The following is an 18,360-nucleotide window of genomic DNA, read 5'->3' on the forward strand; positions in this document are numbered from 1 at the left end:
CGTCGCGCCCGGGTGCGCTCCTACAACGCACGATCCCACCGCGCGGCTTGCTGGCCTCGCGTTGTGTGTAGGAGCGCACCTGGGCGCGAGGGCATTGCCGGTAACGCCGTCGCGCCCGGGTGCGCTCCTACGGAGCGTGGGCGCATTGGCTAGAACGTGAGTCTGGTGGCAGCGCGGTGCGCGATATGCCGTCACTAGTACAGATCGATCGGATCCACATCCAGCGACCAGCGCACGCGCCGCGCTTGCGGTAGCGCATGGATCGCCGGCAACTGCGCGTCCAGCAGGCGATGCAGCGCCGAACGCTGTTGCGCGGACAACAGCAACTGGGTGCGCTGGAAACCGGCGCGGCGCGGCATCGGTGCCGGCATCGGGCCGTAGCATTCCACTGCGGCAAACGCGGGCGACTGCGTGGTGGTATCCGCCGTGGTCAGGCCACGCACCGCCAGCAGGAACTGGTTGGCCGCTGCCACATCCTTGGCTTCGGCGCGGAACAGCGCCAGATGCGCGAATGGCGGAAATCCCGCAGCCTGGCGCTGCTGCAGTTCGGCATCGGCAAAGGCGTGGTAGCCGCCGTTGACCAGGGTCTGCAGCAAGGGATGTTCGGGGTGGTGGGTTTGCAGCCAGACCTCGCCGGGACGGTCGGCGCGTCCGGCGCGTCCGGCCACCTGGATCAACTGCTGGGAGAGTTTCTCGGCGGCACGGAAGTCGGCCGAGAACAGGCCTTCGTCGATGCCGACCACCACCACCATGGTCAGCCGTGGCAGGTCGTGGCCCTTGGCCAGGATCTGGGTGCCGACCAGGATGCCGGCGGCGCTGCCCAGGCGCGCCAGCTGGGTTTCCAGCGCGTCGCGGCGCTGGGTGGTGCTGCGGTCGATGCGCACCACCGGAAAGTCCGGGAACGCCTCGGTCAGGCGTTCTTCCAGCCGCTCGGTGCCGATGCCTTGCGGCTGCAGCGCCAGGCTGGCGCAGGCCGGGCAGGCCAGCGGTGCGGGCTGGCGCGCGCCGCAGTGGTGGCATTGCAGGCGCCGGCCACCGGCGTGCACGGTCATCGGGGTCTGGTGCAGCGGCGTGCTGCAGCGCTGGCAGGCGGCGGTCCAGCCGCAGTCGTGGCATAGCAGCACCGGCGCATAGCCGCGGCGGTTCTTGAACACCAGCACCTGCTCGCCGCGCGCCAGGGTGGCGCCAATGCCGGTCAGCACTTCCGGCGACAGGCCGTCCTTGAGCGGGCGCTTGCGCACGTCGAGCACGCGCACGCGTGGCGGACGCGCCTCGCCGGCCCGGCGCGACAGGCGCAGATGCTGATAGCGGCCGGAATAGGCGTTATGCAGGCTTTCCAGCGACGGCGTGGCGCTGCCCAGGATCACCGGCACATCCAGCGCCTTGCCGCGTACCAGCGCGAAGTCGCGGGCGTGATAGCGGATGCCGTCCTGCTGCTTGTAGCTGCCGTCGTGTTCTTCGTCGATCACGATCAGCCCGGCATTGGGCAGCGGGGTGAACACCGCCGAGCGCGTGCCGACGATCAGCTTGGCTTCGCCGCGCCAGGCTGCCGCCCACACCCGCGCGCGCTCGCCATCGGACAGCCCCGAATGCAGCGCGTGCACCGGCACGCCCAGGCGGGCGCGGAAGCGGCCCAGCGTCTGCGGGGTCAGGCCAATCTCCGGCACCAGCACCAGCGCCTGGCGACCGGCCGCCAGGCAGTCGGCGATTGCCTGCAGGTAGACCTCGGTCTTGCCGCTGCCGGTGACGCCGTCGAGCAAATAGGTGGCAAATCCGCGCTGCGCACGGATGGCGTCGGCGGCGGCCTGTTGTTCGTCGTTGAGCTGCGGGCCGCTGCCGGGGCGGGGCGGGATGCTGTCGGCCGGCACCGCCACGCGCGCGGCATAGTCGCGTTTGGCCAGGCTGCGTGCGGCCTCGCGCCATTGCGGCAGCAACGGGTCCAGCTGTTCTTCGCCCAGCGCACCGGGCAGCAGCAGGGCGGCCAGCAAGGCGGGGCGGCTGCCGGCGCGCAGGCTGGCGGCGCCGGTGCGCCCGGCCTCGGTCAGTTGCCAGGCCCAGGCATGGGTCTCGGCCAGCGGCTCGCCGCGGCGCAACGGGCCGGGCAGGGCGCTGGACTGGGCTTCGCCCAGCGGTGCGTGGGTATAGCGCGCCAGCCATTGCAGTGAACGGGCCAGCTCCTCGACCAGCAGCGGGGCGTCGTCGCACCATGCCAGCGCCGCGCGCAGCCCCTCGGCGGAGGCCAACTGTCCGATCTCCACCACCACCCCGACCAGCTCGCGTGGCCCGAACGGCACCCGCACTCGGCAGCCGACCCGCGCCGGGTCGGTCGGTGGGGCCTCGGCCGGGGGCAGATAGTCGAACAGTTGGGGCAGCGGCACCGGCAAGGCGACGCGCAGGGTGGCGACGGTCGAAGACATCCGGCCAGTCTACCGACCCTGTCCAGTACCCGGCACGGGCCTGCCGATGGCGCCGGATCGATGCGCGGGCTTACGACGTGTTTGTGTGACCGAAGTGATAAATCCGACGTAAACCTATGTGAGGGTTAAGGAAACGGGTTTATCCACACTGCCTGTGGATAAGCCTGTGAATTAGTCTCGTGCTCCACGCTGTGAAGGCGGATTCACTAGCCTCTGCAACCTGTTGGACATTTTTTAGCCAATCGGCTTAAAGCTATCAGGATCAATCACTTAGGCGTGAAACACGAATGCAACAAAGAAAAATCAACAGTTGACAGACGCCTGCGTATCGGCATGTCTGCCGCTGTGCACAACCCGCGTCGATGACGGCGGTCGGCGGCACCGGAGCGCAGCGTAGCCAGGTCGATCTGTCAAGCCATCGGCGGGGGCCGATTGCGTCGGTATCATGCCGGCCGATGCTGGAGTTCTCATGACCGTAGTCCCCGACGCCCCTGTCACCCCTGCCGCGTTGTCAGCGTTTTTGCGCGGTGTCGAACGCCGGGGTCTGGTGCTCGCACAACTGCAATGTGGCGATGGCACGGCGGCCGAGCGGGCCTTGGCGGCCGCGTTGCGGGCGTTCAGCAGCCAGGCGGCGGGTCGCCCGATGGCCGGCTGGCCGATGCGCTTCTGGAGCCTGCTGGCAACCGCCCCGCCGCTGCGACGCGAGCCCATGCCGGGGACCTGGTTGCCTCCGTTCACCGCACTGGGGCGGATGCAGACCACCGACCGCCTGGCGCTCCTGCTGCGTATCGTGGCCGGGCTGGAAGAAGAACCCGCCAGCGAGGTGCAAGGCATCGAGGTGGGGGCCTATCGGCAGTCCCTGGCCCGCGCCTGCCCGCGCGATGCGGCCGGCAACCCGGACGCGCAGGCCTGGCGGGTGCTCGCCGAGGCGGCGCAGCAGGAGTTGCGCGACCTCGGCCCGGCCCAGGTGAGCCGGCTGGCACAGCTGCGCGAGTCGGCCCTGGCCGGCATGCCGTTGCAGCCTGCCGCGGCCGCGCCCGTGGCTGCCGCCGCCGAGGCGCGGCGCCCGGCCGCACCGCGCGCCCGGCCTGCCCGCCAGTGGCACTGGCCGCGGATCGACCGCCGCCACGCCGGCATCGTGCTGGCTGTGCTGGCATTGGCGCTGCTGCTCGCGGCGCTGGGCTGGTGGTGGACGCATCGCCGGCCGGCGCTGCCGCCCGAGCCGGTCTCGCAGGCCCCGGCCGGCGTGCTGCACGTCACCGATGCCGCGCCGGTGCTGGTGGAAGACCTTCCCGCCGCCGACCTGCCGGACGCGGTGGCAAACCCCGGCCTGGATCCGCGCGACCAGGCGATGCTGGCCGACCCGGACCTGGAACTGGCGCGTTCGGCCGATTTCTACGCCTGGTACGCGGCCGGGCATCCGGTGCCGGCCGACGAATCTGGCGCGCATGCCACTGCCGCCACTGCCCAGCCTGCCGCCGCCGCCCTGGAGACCGTCGATGCCGATAATTAAGTGGTGCGGCCTGCTGGCGTTGGCCGCGGTCGGCATGGCCGTGGCGCAAACCCTGCCGGCGCCGTTGGAAGAAGGCAGCGCGCACGCGCCGGCGCCCGCGGCCTCCACGCCCGCAACCCCGAGCGCCGCGCAGCAACGCGCGCGCTGGGACGCATTGACGCCTGCGCAGCGGTCCGAGTTGCGCGCCCGCTATGCGGCCTGGAAGGGGCTCACCGCCACCGACCGGGTGGTAGTGCGGCAGGCACGCGAGCGTCTGCATGGCTTGCCCGACGACCAGCAGCGCGCGCTGCGCACGCAGTTCACCGCGATGGATCGCCTGCATCGCGATGGCTGGCGCCTGGGCTCGCAGCTGGGCGCGTTCTATCCGCAGTTGCAGCCCTTGATCGGCTATGTGCCACCAGCGCAGCGCGACACGTTGCTGGCGGCGCTGCGCAGCCTGGATGCCGGGCAGCTGGAGCAGTTGGCGGTGCTGGCACAACGCACGCCGCCGCAGGAGCGCGATGCCCTGCGCGACGCCCTGCTTGCGCAAGCACCGGCAACGCGCAGCGCCTGGTTGAAGCGCCAGCTGGCGCGCTAAGCGGCAGCGGCGGGACGGCGCCGGTGCACCAGCCCCCGCGCTGGCACCGTCTCCACGCGTGCCCGGTGTCCATCCTCGATGCCGCGCACCGAGGCGGACACGGCGTGGAGGGCATGCAGGGCTGCCGTCTTCGGCAGTGCAGTTGCCCAGGGGCGATCGTCACGCCGCAGGACATCGACTCCGCTCGTTCCCCAGGCATCCGGGCCCGGGGACCAGCCATCACGGCCGCCTGACGTGGCGCATCTGCCGCACCGCGTGTTCCCGGCCTGGCGTGGTCATTCCGGCGACCCAACTGCCCATCCCGGAAGTCCGGGTAAGATAGCGGCCCCACGCGACCCGGTGCCAGCGCCTCCCGGCACGGCCGTAGTCCGCGCAGTGATCGGTTTTCATGTCTGTCTCTTCTGCACCCACCTCCGCGGCGCCGCGCTTCGCCGCGGAAGTGCGCACCACCGGCCTGCTCGCATTGCCGCTGGTGCTCGGCCACGTCTCCACCGGCCTGATCGGGTTTGTCGACAACGTCATCGCCGGCCACCACGGCACCGCCACGCTGGCGGCGGTCACCATCGGCACCTCGCTGCTGTGGCTGCCGATGCTGGTGCCGATCGGCACGCTGATCTCGTTGACCGCCTCGGTCTCGCAGCTGCGCGGTGCCGGCCGCGAGCACGAGATCGGCCCGCTGTTCCGCCAGGCCCTGTGGCTGTCGCTGGGACTGGGTGCGGTGATGTTCGCGTTCCTGAGCGCGGTGCCGCCGCTGCTGCCCACCTTCGGGATTGCGCCGGACATCGTGCCGGGCGCGACCGACTTCCTGCACGCGGTGCGCTGGGGCGGGCCGGCGCTGACGTTCTACTTCTGCATGCGCTACCTCAGCGAGGGCATGCACTGGACCCTGCCGACCATGCTGCTGGGCTTTGGCGGCCTGCTGGTGCTGGCGCCGCTGGGCTATGCATTGACCTATGGCAGATTCGGCTTCGCCGAGCATGGTGCGCAAGGCCTGGGCATGGCCTCGGCGATCACCATGTGGGTGCAGGCCAGCGTGTTTGCGCTGTATCTGTGGCGCTCGCACCGCTTTGCGCATCTGCAGTTGTTCGCCCATCTCGAGGGGCCGCGCTGGCGCGCGATTGGCGACCTGTTGCGCACCGGTCTGCCGATCGGCATCACCGTACTGATGGAGGGCGGCCTGTTCATCGTCACCGCCCTGTTGATTGGCCGGCTCGGCTCCACCGAAGCGGCCGCGCACCAGATTGCGATCAACGTCGCGCAGCTGTGTTTCATGATTCCGATGGGCGTGGCCGAGGCCACCACCGTGCGGGTCGGGCATGCGGTCGGGCGCGGCGATCCGCTCGGCATGCGGCGCGCGGCCTGGGCCGGCTACGCCATCGTGCTGGGCACCCAGGCCTTGTCGGCCAGCGTGCTGTTGCTGGGCCACGATGCCATCGTGAGCGTCTATACCGATGACGTGGCGGTGGCGGCGCTGGCGTCGGTGCTGCTGCTGTTTGCCGCCACGTTCCAGTTTCCCGATGGCATCCAGGTGCTGTCCAGCGGCGCGCTGCGCGGGCTCAAGGACACCCGCGTGCCGATGTTCCTGGCGATGTTCTCGTACTGGGGTGTCGGCATGCCGATCGGCGCCGGGCTCGGCCTGGGGCTGGGCTGGGGCCCGCAAGGCATGTGGATCGGCCTGATCCTGGGCCTGACCGTGGCGTCGGTCCTGATGGGCTTGCGCTTCCGGCAGACCAGCCGGCGACTGACTGCCGGCACGACCCCCTGACTTCCAGCGCATGCCGCGCGCGCCACGCAGCCGGTATGCTGGACACCATTGAATTGCATGCAGCGTCTTTCGACGGAGTTTTCCATGAACCACCCCGTGCGTCGCAGTCCCATCGCCAGTTTCTTCGTCGGCCTTTGGGATGTGATGAATTTCACCCGGCGCCTGATCTTCAACCTGGTGTTCTTCGGTTTTCTGTTCCTGATGCTGCTGCTGTTCGTGGTGGCGATCGCGCGGGGCGACGGCACCAAGCCGCTGGCCGAGCGCACCACCCTGGTGATCAACCCCGAGGGCACGCTGGTCGAGCAATTCAGCGCCGATCCGGTGAGCCGCTCGCTGGCCAAGGCGGTCGGCGACAAGAGCGCCGAGGAAGTGCAGCTGCGCGATCTGGTGCGGGTGATCGAGGCGGCCGGCAAGGACCGCAAGATCGAGCGGGTGGTGTTGAATCTGGACAAGTTCCAGCCGGCCGGTTTCGCCTCGCAGCGTGAAGTGGCCGCGGCGCTGCAGAAGCTGCGCACCTCCGGCAAGCAGATCGTCGCCTTCAGCGAGAGCATGAGCCAGGGCCAGTACCTGCTGGCCGCGCAGGCCAACGAGGTCTATCTCGACCCGATGGGCAGCGTGCTGCTGGAAGGACTTGGCCGCTACCGGCAGTACTTCCGCGAAGGCCTGCAGGACAAGCTCGGCGTGGACGTGCATCTGTTCCGTGTGGGCGAGTACAAGTCCGCCGCCGAGCCGTACATCCTCGATGCCGCGTCGGCCGACGCCAAGGAAGCGGACCTGTTCTGGATGAACGACGTCTGGCAGCGCTACCTGGCCGATGTCGGCACCGCGCGCAAGCTCAGCCCGGCGCAGCTGAGCGCCGGCATCGACACGCTGCCCGAGGGCGTGACCGCCGCCGGTGGCGACCTGGCCAAGTTCGCGCTGCAGCAGAAGCTGGTCGACGGGCTCAAGACCCGCGAGGAAGTCGATGCGCTGCTGACCAAGCGCGGCGTGGCCGACAGCGATGCCGACAGCGGCTTCCGCAACATCGGCTTCAACGACTATCTGAGCCAGCTGCAGGCGCAGCGTTCGGCGATGGACAGCCGCCCGCAGGTGGCCGTGGTGGTGGCCGCCGGCGAGATCAGCGGCGGCGAGCAGCCGGCCGGCCGCATCGGTGGCGAGTCCACCGCCGCGTTGCTGCGCCAGGCGCGCGACGACGACGAGGTCAAGGCGGTGGTGCTACGCGTGGATTCGCCCGGCGGCGAGGTGTTTGCCTCCGAGCAGATCCGCCGCGAGGTGGTCGCGCTCAAGCAGTCCGGCAAGCCGGTGGTGGTGTCGATGGGCGATCTGGCCGCCTCGGGCGGCTACTGGATCAGCATGAACGCCGATCGCATCTATGCCGATCCGTCGACCATCAGCGGCTCGATCGGCATCTTCGGCATGGTGCCCAACCTGACCCGCGCGCTGGACAAGATCGGCGTGCACACCGATGGCGTGGGCACCACGCGGTTTGCCGGCGCCTTCGACATCACCCGTCCGCTGGACCCGGCCGCCGGCCAGGTGATCCAGGCGGTGATCAACAAGGGCTACGCCGACTTCACCGGCAAGGTGGCGCAGGCGCGCCACCAGTCGGTGGACGCCATCGACAAGGTCGCACGCGGCCGTGTGTGGAGCGGTGCGCAGGCCAGGCAGCATGGTCTGGTGGACGCGTTCGGCGGCATGTCCGAAGCGGTGGCCGATGCGGCCAACCGCGCCAAGCTGAGCCGCGGCAAGTTCCGCGTGCGCTACGTGGAAAAGCCGGCCACGCCGTTCTCGCAGTTCATGAGCGGATTTGCCGGCAGCCGCATGGGTGCCTGGATGCTGGGCGATTCGGGCATGGCACGTGCATTGCTGGCGCGCTCGCTGCCGGAAGTGGACACGCAGCTGCGCTTCGTCGAAGACGCCGTGCACGACAGCAAGGCGGGCGGCACCCCGGTCAAGTCGCTGGCGTACTGCTTCTGCGGGTTCTGACGCGGCACGATGCCAGCGTGAGGGATCGACAACGCCGGCCACGTGCCGGCGTTGTCGTGTCAGCGCTCAGGCAACGCCACGATGCGGGCGCGCCAACGACGCAAAAGACAGATGGCACAACGCATGGCGCCACGGTCGAGCGAACTTATGCGTGTTGGCCGTGCGCACAGGTGCAGTGCTCGCCTGGCGCGCAATCGCCTGCGCGCGCGTGCATTGCTGCCTGGACACAAACGCGCGCGTGTCAGGCAGCAGGCTTCGGTTACTGCGTGGCCGCGTCGATCGCCTTGCGTTGATCGTCTGCGGCCTGGTCGCTTGCTGCCTGCACCGCATGTGCCTTGTTCAACGGCTGCTGGATGTGGTCGCGCAGGGCGGTGGCCTGTGGCTCGGGCTTCTGCTCGGTGGGCGCAGGTTGCGGTCGCTGACACGCGCCCAGCAGCAGCATCAGGCTGGTCGCAAGAATCCAATGCCGTTTCATCGTCGTGACCTCGCTCGGGGTGGCGGTATCCTAACGCCGGGGCCATCGTTGCGCGTCAACTGCGCTGCGGCGGCCGTTTCCTGCGTCTTGAAAGAGGATCACCCACGTGACAACCCATCGTTGGCGGCTGGATGGACAGACCGCGCTCATCACCGGTGCCAGCGCCGGCATTGGCTTTGCCATCGCGCGCGAATTGCTGGGCTTCGGCGCGGATCTGCTGATGGTGGCGCGCGATGCCGATGCCCTGGCACAGGCACGCGACGAGTTGGCCGAGGAATTTCCCGAGCGCGAGCTGCATGGGCTGGCCGCCGATGTGGCCGACGATGAAGAGCGTCGCGCGATTCTGGACTGGGTGGAAGACCACGCCGATGGCCTGCATCTGCTGATCAACAATGCCGGCGGCAACATCACCCGCGCGGCGATCGATTACACCGAGGACCAATGGCGCGGCATCTTCGAAACCAACGTGTTCGCCGCGTTCGAGTTGTCGCGTTATGCGCACCCGTTGCTGACCCGCCACGGAGCATCGGCGATCGTCAACGTCGGCAGCGTCTCCGGCATCACCCATGTGCGCAGCGGCGCGCCCTACGGCATGACCAAGGCCGCGTTGCAGCAGATGACCCGCAACCTGGCGGTGGAATGGGCCGAGGACGGCATCCGTGTCAACGCGGTGGCGCCGTGGTACATCCGCACCCGTCGCACCTCCGGGCCGTTGTCGGACCCGGATTACTACGAGCAGGTCATCGAACGCACCCCGATGCGCCGCATCGGCGAACCGGAAGAAGTGGCCGCCGCCGTCGGCTTCCTCTGCCTGCCGGCAGCCAGCTACATCACTGGCGAATGCATCGCAGTGGATGGCGGCTTCCTGCGCTACGGGTTCTGACACGTCTGCATGCATGGTCACGCGGACAGTGCCCATGCATGGCATCGGAAGATGCGCAGACATGCGCCGGACCGTCGGCGCGCCACTCCTCTAGGTTTTTGCCAGCCGCGCCTGCACGCTAGGCAGGCGACAGCGAGGCCCGGTTGTGCCGCGGCGCAATGCACCGCGCCTGCCAACTGGTGATGGTGACGGTTGTCGGTGGCTTGAAGAATCAGCCCGGTCAGCGCAGTGCCGGTACACCGACTGACCTGCGCCGGAGCGCCGCTGCCGGCATCACGGCGTGGCGGATGGATGCGCGCAGCGGCTTTCGTCCAGCACCCGGCGCATCTGCACGTAGCGCTGCTTGCGCTCGGCCGATTGCGCCTCGTCGGAGAAACGCCAGGTGGATTCGGCCTGCTCGGCACGCTGGCGCCAGGCCTCGCACAGGCGCTGGTCCGGCACCGGCGCGCAGCGGTCGGTGACCACCTCGCAGGCGCTGCCGCCGCCGGTCGCCGGACCGCCGGCCAGGTTGGTGGTCTGCATCGGCAGGCAGCGCGTGGCCGGCTCGCGGTCTTCGGTGAAATAGCGCCCGTTGTCGTGTGCGGTGCATTCGAACAGGGGCGGCGGTGGCAGCGTGGATGTCGACGGCACGGCAGGTGGCGTCGCTGCCACCGGTGCTGGCGTCGCAGCCGGGGCGGAGGCAGGGGCATCGGTCTTGGGGGTGGCCTGCGGCTGCGCAGCGGGCGCTGTCCGCGCAGGCGCTGCTGCGCCCGATCCACCCTGCGTGAACGGCACCGCGGCCGGTACCGTCATCAGCTTCTTCTGCTGCTGCATGCCTTTCGGGCACGGCATGTTCTGCACGGTGAGCGCGCCGGCCGGATCGGTGCAGCGGTAGATCGCCACTTCCTGTGCGTTGGCCAACTCGGCGCTCGCCAGCAGTGCCACCCACAGCCAGCGCTTCATGCGCCGCCGCAGTCGCGCTGCAGGCGCGCGTCGATGCCGCGCTGCTCGCGGCTCAGATCCTGGCGTTCGCTCTGCAGGGCGTTGTTGTAGCGGCGGATCAATTCCCAGCGACGGTCAGCCAGGCGCGCGCAGACTTCCTGTTCGGGCAGGGCATGGCATTCGTCGCGGATCTGCACGTTGCCGTAGGGCACGATCACCGTGCCGCCGTGGCCGCCGCCGTTGTAACCGCCGTGGTAGCCGCCGCCTCCGAAGCTTGCGCTGCCGCGCAGGCTTCCCCCCCGTCCGGAGCTTCCCTGCACCGCGCCCGCCGGGCGTGGGCTGACCGAGATCGGCGGACGCTGGATGCCGCCGCCGCTGACCGGCGGGCCAATGCCATTGCCCACATAGGCCGGGCCCCAGGTCGGCACCCAGCGCGGATTGCCTTCCGGGCTGTCGCTGGTATAGCGCTCGCCCTCTTCGGTGGTGCACTCGTACATCGGCTGCGGCGGCTGCACGGTGATGATGCGCACCTCGCGCGGCGGCTGCGTGGCGACGGCGGCCGGGGCGGCGTCGGCGCGCTGCGGTCGCGGCGGTGGATCCTGCGGGCGCTGCAGGTCCATTACCTGCTGGCGCCCGCTGCTGCACGGCGCATCCTGCAGGGCGACGGTGCCGGTGCTGCTGACGCAGCGGTAGATCCGCACATTCGGATCCGGTTTGCTGGCGGTGCTGGCCGCCGACGCAGGGAGTGAGGTGGCCAGCAACAGAAGGGTCAGGACGGTACGCATGGCCGCAGTGTGCGCGTCTGCCGGGCTATGGGCAAAGGGGGAGGCGGTGTGCAGGCAAGCGCGCCGACAGGCGGCGCGTGGTCACTGCTCAGTCGCGCAGGATCTGTCCGCTGCGGGCATCGCGGATCCGGGTCGGTTGCGCCAACGCGCCCACCTCGCCATCCATCACCCCGTCGATGCTGGCCAGCAGGGCCGGGTCCAGCGCCTGGCGGCTGCGCGCGGGTGGTTCGCCGGCCAGGTTGGCGCTGGTGGAGACCAACGGGCCACCCCAGGCCGCACAGAGCGCGGCGACCACCGGATGCGCGCTGATGCGCACCGCCAGCCCGTCGTGCGTGCCAGTGACCCAGCGTGGCGCCTGGGCGGTGATCGGCAGGATCCAGGTATGCGGCCCCGGCCAGCTGGCCAGCACCTCCTGCCTGCGGGCCGGCGCCAGCGCGTCCATATCCACCCACGGGTGCAGCACATCCACGCTGGCAGCGACCACGATCACGCCCTTGTCGACCGGACGACGCTTGATCTCCAGCAGCCGCAGCACCGCGGCCTGCTGGCGCGGGTCGCAGCCCAGTCCCCACACCGCTTCGGTGGGATAGGCGATCACGCCGCCCTGGGTCAGGGTGGCGACGGCGCTGTCCAGGCTGAGCATGTGCTGCATGCGGCGCCCTTAGCCTGCGGCCTTGCTCACGGTCTTCTTGACCACGCGCTTGGTGGCCTTCTTGGCAGCGGCCTTCTTGGCCGGCGCCTTCTTCGCCGCCGTCTTGGTGGCGGTTTTCTTGACCGCGGTCTTCTTGGCGGCGTCCTTGGCCTCCTTGGCCGAATCCTTCACCGCGTTCTTCTTGAGCGTGGCCTTCTTGGCGCCGAAGCCCTTGCGCACCGGCTTGCCGGTATCGGCCAGCAACTGCTGCACTTCTTCGAACGTCAGCGTGGCCGGCTCGCGATCCTTGGGGATCTTGCCATTGAGCTTGCCATCGCTGATGTACGGGCCGAAGCGGCCATTGAGCACCTGGATGTCGCTGCCTTCGAAGTCCTTGATCACGCGGTTGCGCGCGATCTCTTCCTTCTCCTCGATCAGGAACACCGCGCGCGCCAGGTCGATGGTGTACGGGTCGTCTTCCTTCTTCAGCGAGGCATAGACGCTGCCGCGGCGTGCGAACGGACCGAAGCGGCCGATGCCGACGCTGACGTCCTGGTCCTTGTCCTGGCCCAGCGCGCGCGGCATCTTGAACAGTTCCAGCGCGTCCTCGATGGAAATCGAATAGATGCTCTGGCCCGGCCGCAGCGAGGCGAAGGTGGGCTTCTCCTCGTCTTCGACGGTGCCGATCTGCACCATCGGGCCGAACCGGCCGATGCGTGCGCTGACTTCCTTGCCGCTGACCGGGTCGGTGCCCAGCACGCGCACGCTGCCGGCGTCGGTCTTGTCCAGCGAATCCTTCTTGTCCTCGACCAGTTCCTTGAACGGGCCCCAGAACTTCTCCATCAACGGGATCCACTCTTCCTCGCCGCGCGAGACCGCATCCAGGTCGTCTTCGAGCTTGGCGGTGAAGTCGTAATCCACGTAGCGGGTGAAATGCCCGGACAGGAACTTGGACACGGCGCGGCCCACGTCGGTGGGACGGAAGCTGCGGCCTTCCATTTCCACGTACTTGCGGAACTGCAGGGTCTGGATGATCGAGGCGTAGGTCGACGGCCGGCCGATGCCGTATTCCTCCAGCGCCTTGACCAGCGCCGCTTCGGTGAAGCGCGGCGGCGGCTGGGTGAAGTGCTGGTCGGTGACGATGCGGTCCAGCGGGATGTTGTCGCCGGCCTTCATCAGCGGCAGCTTGCGGCCTTCGTCCTCGTCTTCGCTGCTCTTGGTGTCCTTGCCTTCTTCGTAGACCGCCAGGAAGCCTGCCACCACCACGGTGGTGCCGCTGGCGCGGAACACGTGCTCGCTGCCGGCCGACAGATCGACGCTGACGGTGTTGAGCGTGGCCGGGATCATCTGGCAGGCCACTGCGCGGCGCCAGATCAACTCGTACAGGCGACGCTCGTCGTCGGACAGGAAGCGCGCCACCTGCGCCGGGGTGCGCAGCGCCGAGGTCGGACGCACCGCCTCATGCGCTTCCTGCGCGTTCTTGGATTTGGTGGTGTAGGCGTTGGGCTGGTCCGGCAACGAGGCGGTGCCGAAATCGCGCGCGATCACATCGCGGATTTCCGCCAGCGCGTCCTGCGACAGGTTCACCGAGTCGGTACGCATATAGCTGATCAGACCGACCGAGCCTTCGTCGCCCAGCGCCACGCCTTCATACAATTTCTGCGCCACCTGCATGGTCTTGCGGGTGGTGAAGCCGAGCTTGCGCGAGGCTTCCTGCTGCAGCGTGGAGGTGGTGAATGGCGGGGCAGGGCGGCGCTTGCGCTCCTTGCTGGCCACATCGGTGACATGCAGCACGCCTTGGGCGGCCTGCTGGATGCGCAGCCGCGCCGCTTCTGCGGTATCGCCGTCGGTGACGGTGAACTGCTCGAACTTCTGCCCGTCCAGCTTGATCAGGCGCGCATTGAACGGCTGCGACGGATGCCGGCAATGCGCATCGATGGACCAGTATTCGCGTGCGATGAAGGCTTCGATCTCTTCCTCGCGCTCCACGATCATGCGCAGCGCCGGCGACTGCACACGGCCGGCCGACAGCCCGCGCTGCACCTTGCGCCACAGCACCGGCGACAGGTTGAAGCCGACCAGATAGTCGAGCGCGCGGCGGGCCTGCTGCGCATCGACCAGATCGGCCGCGATCGCGCGCGGCTTGAGCATGGCTTCCTTGATCGCGCGCGGGGTGATTTCGGTGAACACCACCCGCTGCATCGTCTTGTCCTTGAGCAGCCCGCGCTCTTTCAGGATCTCGGCGATGTGCCAGCTGATCGCCTCGCCCTCGCGGTCCGGGTCGGTGGCCAGATAGATGTCGTCGGCGCTCTTGGCGGCGCGCGCAATGGCTTCGACATGCTTCTCGTTCTTCTCGATCAGGTCGTAGCGCATCGCAAAGCCATTGTCCGGATCGACCGCGCCCTCCTTGGGGACGAGATCGCGCACGTGCCCATACGAGGCCAGGACGGTGAAGTCCTTGCCGAGGTATTTATTGATCGTCTTGGCCTTGGCAGGCGATTCGACGATGAGCAGGTGCTTGGGCATGGTGGCGAATTCTTTGGGCAGGGCCCGGGGGGCGGGTAGCGTGGCCTAATTGGCCGGTGGAGGGAAGCAGATCGCCTGTTTCCCACACGTCAACGCCCGGGAAACGAGCCCGGGCGTTCAGTTCTCTTATTAGAAAGATCACGGCGGACGCCGCCGTGTCAAGCGGCCAGTGCCGCGAACTGCTAGTTCTGGCTCATTCCGATGGCGGTCAGCAGGAAGGCCAGCGCCACGACCGAGAACACCAGCAGCACCGCATAAATGGCCAGGACCACGATGGTGACCGTATCCAGACCCCTGGATTGCCGCTCCGGGTGATCGGTGAAGGCCCAGCGGTCCACCACCAGGGTGTCGCAGACCTTGTCGTGCGGGGCCTGCTTGCGCGCGGTCATGCCGGCCATGAACGCCGCCACGATCGCGCCGATGCCCAGGGTGAGCACGCTGATCAGCATGTAGGCCAGATAGCGCAGCACGTTGCGCCAGAAACCGACCCGGCCGCCGTTGCTGTCGGCGCGCACCAGCTTGATGCCGCAGGCGAGCTTGCCCAGGCTGGCCTGATGCCGGCTGGACTGCATCCAGGCGAAATACAGCGTCGGAATCGCCAGGCCGATGCCATAGGACAGCACCAGGATGGCGGTGCCGAGTGCGCTGCCGTCGTCCAGCGCCGAGCCGGAATCGCCCCGGGTGGTCGCCAGCGCCACGACGAACACCAACGGAATCACGATCAGGTACACCGCAAAGCTGGTGATCAGGCTGTCCAGGATGCTGGCGGCCACGCGCCGCCACAGTCCGGCGTAGACAACCGGGGCTTCATGCAAGGCAACGGTGGCTGCAGGCGCGGCGGCAGAGCCCCAGGCGTCCGGAACCGGCACGCCGGCGGATGGATGCGACGAGGTAGAGGCCGGCGTAGGCGCGTTAGCGGTGGTGGTCAGGATCGGGTCTGGGGCCGCTGGAGTTGTGGCCGCGTCTGCCGGCGTGGCGGCCCACGCCACTGGATCGACCGGTGCAGCATCTGCCGGTGCAGCGTGCTCGCGCGCCGGAAACTGCTGGTGATCGGCCACCGCATGCTGATCGGCAAGGCCGGGTTCGGTCTGCCCAGGCGCAGCGTCCGCAGTGCGGGCGGCAAATGACGCGGCTGCGGCAGGCGTACCGCCCGCCGCGCCGCTGGCCGGGTCAACCGTCGCCTGCGGCGCGCTGCGCGGAACGTCCGGGTCCGCATCGGCGGTCGGCGCGGGAGGCATCGGCACCGCGGTGGCGGCGCCCAGCTCGGCCGCGACCTCGCCAAGTGTCACCCACTGCGGCAAGCCTTCGCGCCAGACCAGGCTGGATGCATCGATCAGGCCGTCGGACAGGCGCGCGCGAAGCGTGTCCGTGTCCACCGGCCCCTGGCGCTCGCGTTGTGCGTCGGCGTAGTACCACTGCGTCATTGAAGTCCCCTTGGGTAAAGCGATTGACTAGCCGCGGCAGTCCGGCGGCAGTTGGTCGTCGTCGATCTCGGAGCTGCACTGCCAGGTGCCGGCGTCCGCGTCGAAATCCAGCCACAGCGCCTTGCCGTCGATCCTGGTCATCGTCGGCGCATGCAGCAGTGCCTCGACGCCGCATTCGGTGGTGTCGAAACGGCCAATCTGCACGCTGGTCAGCACCTCGTTTGCATACCGCTCGGGCGCGAGGAAGCCGGCATCGCCATTGACCGGGCAACGGCCTTGCTGGGCGAGAAACCCGGCGATCTGCGGCTTCAAGGGCGCCAGCGCCGTGATCGCCCGGGCGACCTTGCTACGCGCGGTGTAGTCCTGATACGCCGGCAGCGCGATCGCAGCCAGGATGCCGATCACCGCCACCAGCACGAACAGGCCCACCACCGCGCCCAGTACCAGCGCCAGCGGCCAACCGGGCCCGTTGCCGGGCAGGCGCTGCGCTGACGACGGGGACGAACTGGCGGCAGCGGCGTGAACAGCCGCAGGCGGAACCGGTGGCAGCGGCGGCGGCAGCACTGCGGTGCGCATGGCGGTGGAAATCGGGGGGCCGAGCTCGTCGGCGCACGCCGACAGCGGCACCCATCGGGCAAATCCTGCGCGCCAGACCAGGGTGTCCAGTGCGATCGCGTGATCGCGATACAGCGCCAGCAAGGCCTCGCTGGCCACCGGGCCACGCCGATGGCGGTTGCCCTCGGCGTAATACCAACTGCTCATTGCCGTCCCCTCGCACGCTTCCGTTGCGGCTTCCGCTTCAGTGTACGGGTTCAGGCTCGTCCAGGAACATCTGCGTTTCCATCCAGGCATAGGCCGCTTCGGCGCCCGGCTGGTTGAACAGCACCATCAAGACCACCCATTTGAGGTCGTCCAGGTCAAGTTCGTCCTGATCCAGCGCCATGGCGCGGTCCAGCACCAGCTCGCGCTGGTCGGCGTCCAGGATGCGGTGTTGTTCCAGGAACAGCAGAAATCCACGGCAGTCCACATCGAGCTTGTCCAGCTCCGGGCCGTGATAGATGCGTACAGGTCCATCGACATGCGGGCGCGCGACACTGGGCCGCTGCTCGGAGAGCGCGTCCAGCCAGTCGAAGGCTTTGCTGATTTCTGCGGGACTGAAACCGGCCTGGATCAGGCCATTCTGAAGCGAGTCACGGTCGCGGACCAGGTCCGCATCTTCGCTGAAATAATGTTCGAACAGGTACAGCAGTACATCAAGAATGCTCTCTTTCATTGCCCCTCGGCCTGCGTCGCGCGACGCTGTGGAGGTGAAGAAACTAGGGATTGCGGGTATAGCGACCGTGCTCGGCGACCACGTCTCCCTCCAGTTCCATGATGAGCAGCATGGAGGACAGCGCGGCGGCCGTCAATCCGGTGCGTTCGACCAGAGAATCCATAGGGGTTGGGTCGTGGCCCAGCGCCTGCCACAAGCGCTGGTAGTCCGGATCCGAGCGCGCCGTGCCGGCCTGCGGTGGTGTCCTGGCCTGATCAGTGGGGGCGGCCAGGCGCTGGCGCAAGGCGTCTGCCAGTTCGCCCGACAGCAGGCGCAGGCCGTCGATGATCTGGGCCGGCTCCTGCGCCAGGGTGGCGCCCTGCCGGATCAGGTGATGGCAGCCGCGCGCGAGCGGATTGTGCAGCGAGCCGGGCAGGGCGAACACCTCGCGCCCGGCCTCCGCCGCCAGCCGCGCGGTGATCAGCGCACCCGAGCGCATGGCTGCTTCCACCACCAGGGTGCCCAGGGCCAGCCCGGCGATGATCCGGTTGCGGGCCGGGAAGTGTCCCGCGACCGCCCCGGTGCCGGGCAGGTACTCGCTGACCACCGCACCACGCGCGGCGATGCGATCGCGCAGGCACTGGTGATGCGCGGGATAGGCCACATCCGTGCCGGTGCCCACCACCGCCACGGTGATGGCGTCGCTGCGGGCAAGCGCGGCCTCGTGCGCGATTGCATCCACGCCGGCGGCCATGCCGCTGACGATGGCCAGGCCGGCGCCGGCCAGGCTGGCGGCGAATGCGCGGGTGTGGTCGCGGCCGCCGGCGGTGGCGGAGCGGCTGCCGACCACGGCCACGCCCGGGTGCCAGAGCGCGTTCGGGTCGCCGTCCACGAACAGGGCCAGCGGCGGGTTGACGATGTGGCGCAGCAGGGCGGGGTAGTCGGGGTCGTTGAGGCCGATCAGGTGATGGCCGGGCTGCTCGCACCAGTGCAGGGCGGCGTCCAGGACGCGCGCATCGGGCGCCTGAAGGCGAGCCGCCTGCAGATCGTCGCAGCCGGCGGCACGCCAGGCCTCGTGCCCGGCGACCAGTATCTCTGCCGGGCTGCCAAAACAGCGCAGCAGTGCGCTGCGCGGCGGGCTGCGGCCACCCGCCATGAGCAGGATCAGGAATGCGCGCAGGTCGGGAGTCGGGAGAGCCATGCCT

General features: G+C 68.9%; 15 protein-coding genes. 5 read left to right on the forward strand and 10 right to left on the reverse strand.

Going from position 1 to position 18,360, the window contains the following annotated elements:
• Positions 1-194: 194 nt before the first annotated feature.
• Positions 195-2,417 carry a primosomal protein N' gene (locus EO141_RS06125; RefSeq protein WP_127168747.1) on the reverse strand — a complete coding sequence of 741 codons (2,223 nt, stop codon included), beginning with the start codon at positions 2,415-2,417 and terminating at the stop codon, positions 195-197.
• 469 nt (positions 2,418-2,886) lie between these two features.
• Between EO141_RS06125 and EO141_RS06130 the strand changes: the two genes are divergently transcribed.
• The 4 genes from EO141_RS06130 (at position 2,887) to sppA (ending at position 8,258) form a co-directional block, all read left to right on the forward strand.
• Positions 2,887-3,930, forward strand: coding sequence for a hypothetical protein (locus EO141_RS06130; RefSeq protein ID WP_127168748.1), 1,044 nt, complete (start codon positions 2,887-2,889; stop codon positions 3,928-3,930).
• The gene (locus tag EO141_RS06135) at positions 3,917-4,507 is read left to right on the forward strand and encodes a DUF3106 domain-containing protein (RefSeq protein WP_164739092.1); all 591 of its coding nucleotides are present in this window, start codon (positions 3,917-3,919) and stop codon (positions 4,505-4,507) included. The genes EO141_RS06130 and EO141_RS06135 overlap by 14 nt, the downstream gene beginning before the upstream one ends.
• A gap of 388 nt (positions 4,508-4,895) precedes the next feature.
• On the forward strand, positions 4,896-6,272 hold the full coding sequence (locus EO141_RS06140) for an MATE family efflux transporter (protein WP_126946413.1): 1,377 nt from the start codon (positions 4,896-4,898) through the stop codon (positions 6,270-6,272).
• An 84-nt stretch (positions 6,273-6,356) separates the two neighbouring features.
• On the forward strand, positions 6,357-8,258 hold the full coding sequence (gene sppA, locus EO141_RS06145) for a signal peptide peptidase SppA (RefSeq protein ID WP_104650047.1): 1,902 nt from the start codon (positions 6,357-6,359) through the stop codon (positions 8,256-8,258).
• 259 nt (positions 8,259-8,517) lie between these two features.
• Here sppA and EO141_RS06150 read toward each other — a convergent pair whose 3' ends face one another.
• Complete coding sequence (locus EO141_RS06150) at positions 8,518-8,733, reverse strand: hypothetical protein (protein WP_047127474.1); 216 nt, start codon at positions 8,731-8,733, stop codon at positions 8,518-8,520.
• Positions 8,734-8,839: 106 nt separating this feature from the next.
• Here EO141_RS06150 and EO141_RS06155 point away from each other — a divergent pair, with 106 nt between their 5' ends.
• Positions 8,840-9,616 carry an SDR family oxidoreductase gene (locus tag EO141_RS06155; protein ID WP_104584086.1) on the forward strand — a complete coding sequence of 259 codons (777 nt, stop codon included), beginning with the start codon at positions 8,840-8,842 and terminating at the stop codon, positions 9,614-9,616.
• 273 nt (positions 9,617-9,889) lie between these two features.
• Here EO141_RS06155 and EO141_RS06160 read toward each other — a convergent pair whose 3' ends face one another.
• The 8 genes from EO141_RS06160 to dprA form a co-directional block, all read right to left on the reverse strand.
• The gene (locus tag EO141_RS06160; protein WP_127168749.1) at positions 9,890-10,558 is read right to left on the reverse strand and encodes a DUF4124 domain-containing protein; all 669 of its coding nucleotides are present in this window, start codon (positions 10,556-10,558) and stop codon (positions 9,890-9,892) included.
• Positions 10,555-11,322, reverse strand: a complete 768-nt coding sequence (locus EO141_RS06165; protein ID WP_127168750.1) for a DUF4124 domain-containing protein — start codon at positions 11,320-11,322, stop codon at positions 10,555-10,557. The genes EO141_RS06160 and EO141_RS06165 overlap by 4 nt, the downstream gene beginning before the upstream one ends.
• A gap of 88 nt (positions 11,323-11,410) precedes the next feature.
• The gene (locus tag EO141_RS06170) at positions 11,411-11,974 is read right to left on the reverse strand and encodes a Sua5/YciO/YrdC/YwlC family protein (protein WP_127168751.1); all 564 of its coding nucleotides are present in this window, start codon (positions 11,972-11,974) and stop codon (positions 11,411-11,413) included.
• A gap of 9 nt (positions 11,975-11,983) precedes the next feature.
• The gene (locus EO141_RS06175; protein ID WP_104584082.1) at positions 11,984-14,479 is read right to left on the reverse strand and encodes a DNA topoisomerase I; all 2,496 of its coding nucleotides are present in this window, start codon (positions 14,477-14,479) and stop codon (positions 11,984-11,986) included.
• Between the two features lie 182 nt (positions 14,480-14,661).
• The gene (locus EO141_RS06180) at positions 14,662-15,903 is read right to left on the reverse strand and encodes an RDD family protein (protein WP_127168752.1); all 1,242 of its coding nucleotides are present in this window, start codon (positions 15,901-15,903) and stop codon (positions 14,662-14,664) included.
• A 27-nt stretch (positions 15,904-15,930) separates the two neighbouring features.
• Positions 15,931-16,665, reverse strand: a complete 735-nt coding sequence (locus EO141_RS06185) for a pilin (protein WP_127168753.1) — start codon at positions 16,663-16,665, stop codon at positions 15,931-15,933.
• Positions 16,666-16,702: 37 nt separating this feature from the next.
• Positions 16,703-17,176, reverse strand: coding sequence for a DUF494 family protein (locus EO141_RS06190; RefSeq protein WP_003484452.1), 474 nt, complete (start codon positions 17,174-17,176; stop codon positions 16,703-16,705).
• A 43-nt stretch (positions 17,177-17,219) separates the two neighbouring features.
• Positions 17,220-18,356: a DNA-processing protein DprA gene (dprA, locus tag EO141_RS06195; RefSeq protein ID WP_127168754.1), complete on the reverse strand. Its 1,137-nt coding sequence runs from the start codon at positions 18,354-18,356 to the stop codon at positions 17,220-17,222.
• Between the last annotated feature and the right edge of the window lie 4 nt (positions 18,357-18,360).

It is taken from the genome of Xanthomonas sp. BRIP62415 (assembly GCF_003993515.1).
GTDB classification, from domain to species: Bacteria; Pseudomonadota; Gammaproteobacteria; order Xanthomonadales; family Xanthomonadaceae; genus Xanthomonas; species Xanthomonas euroxanthea.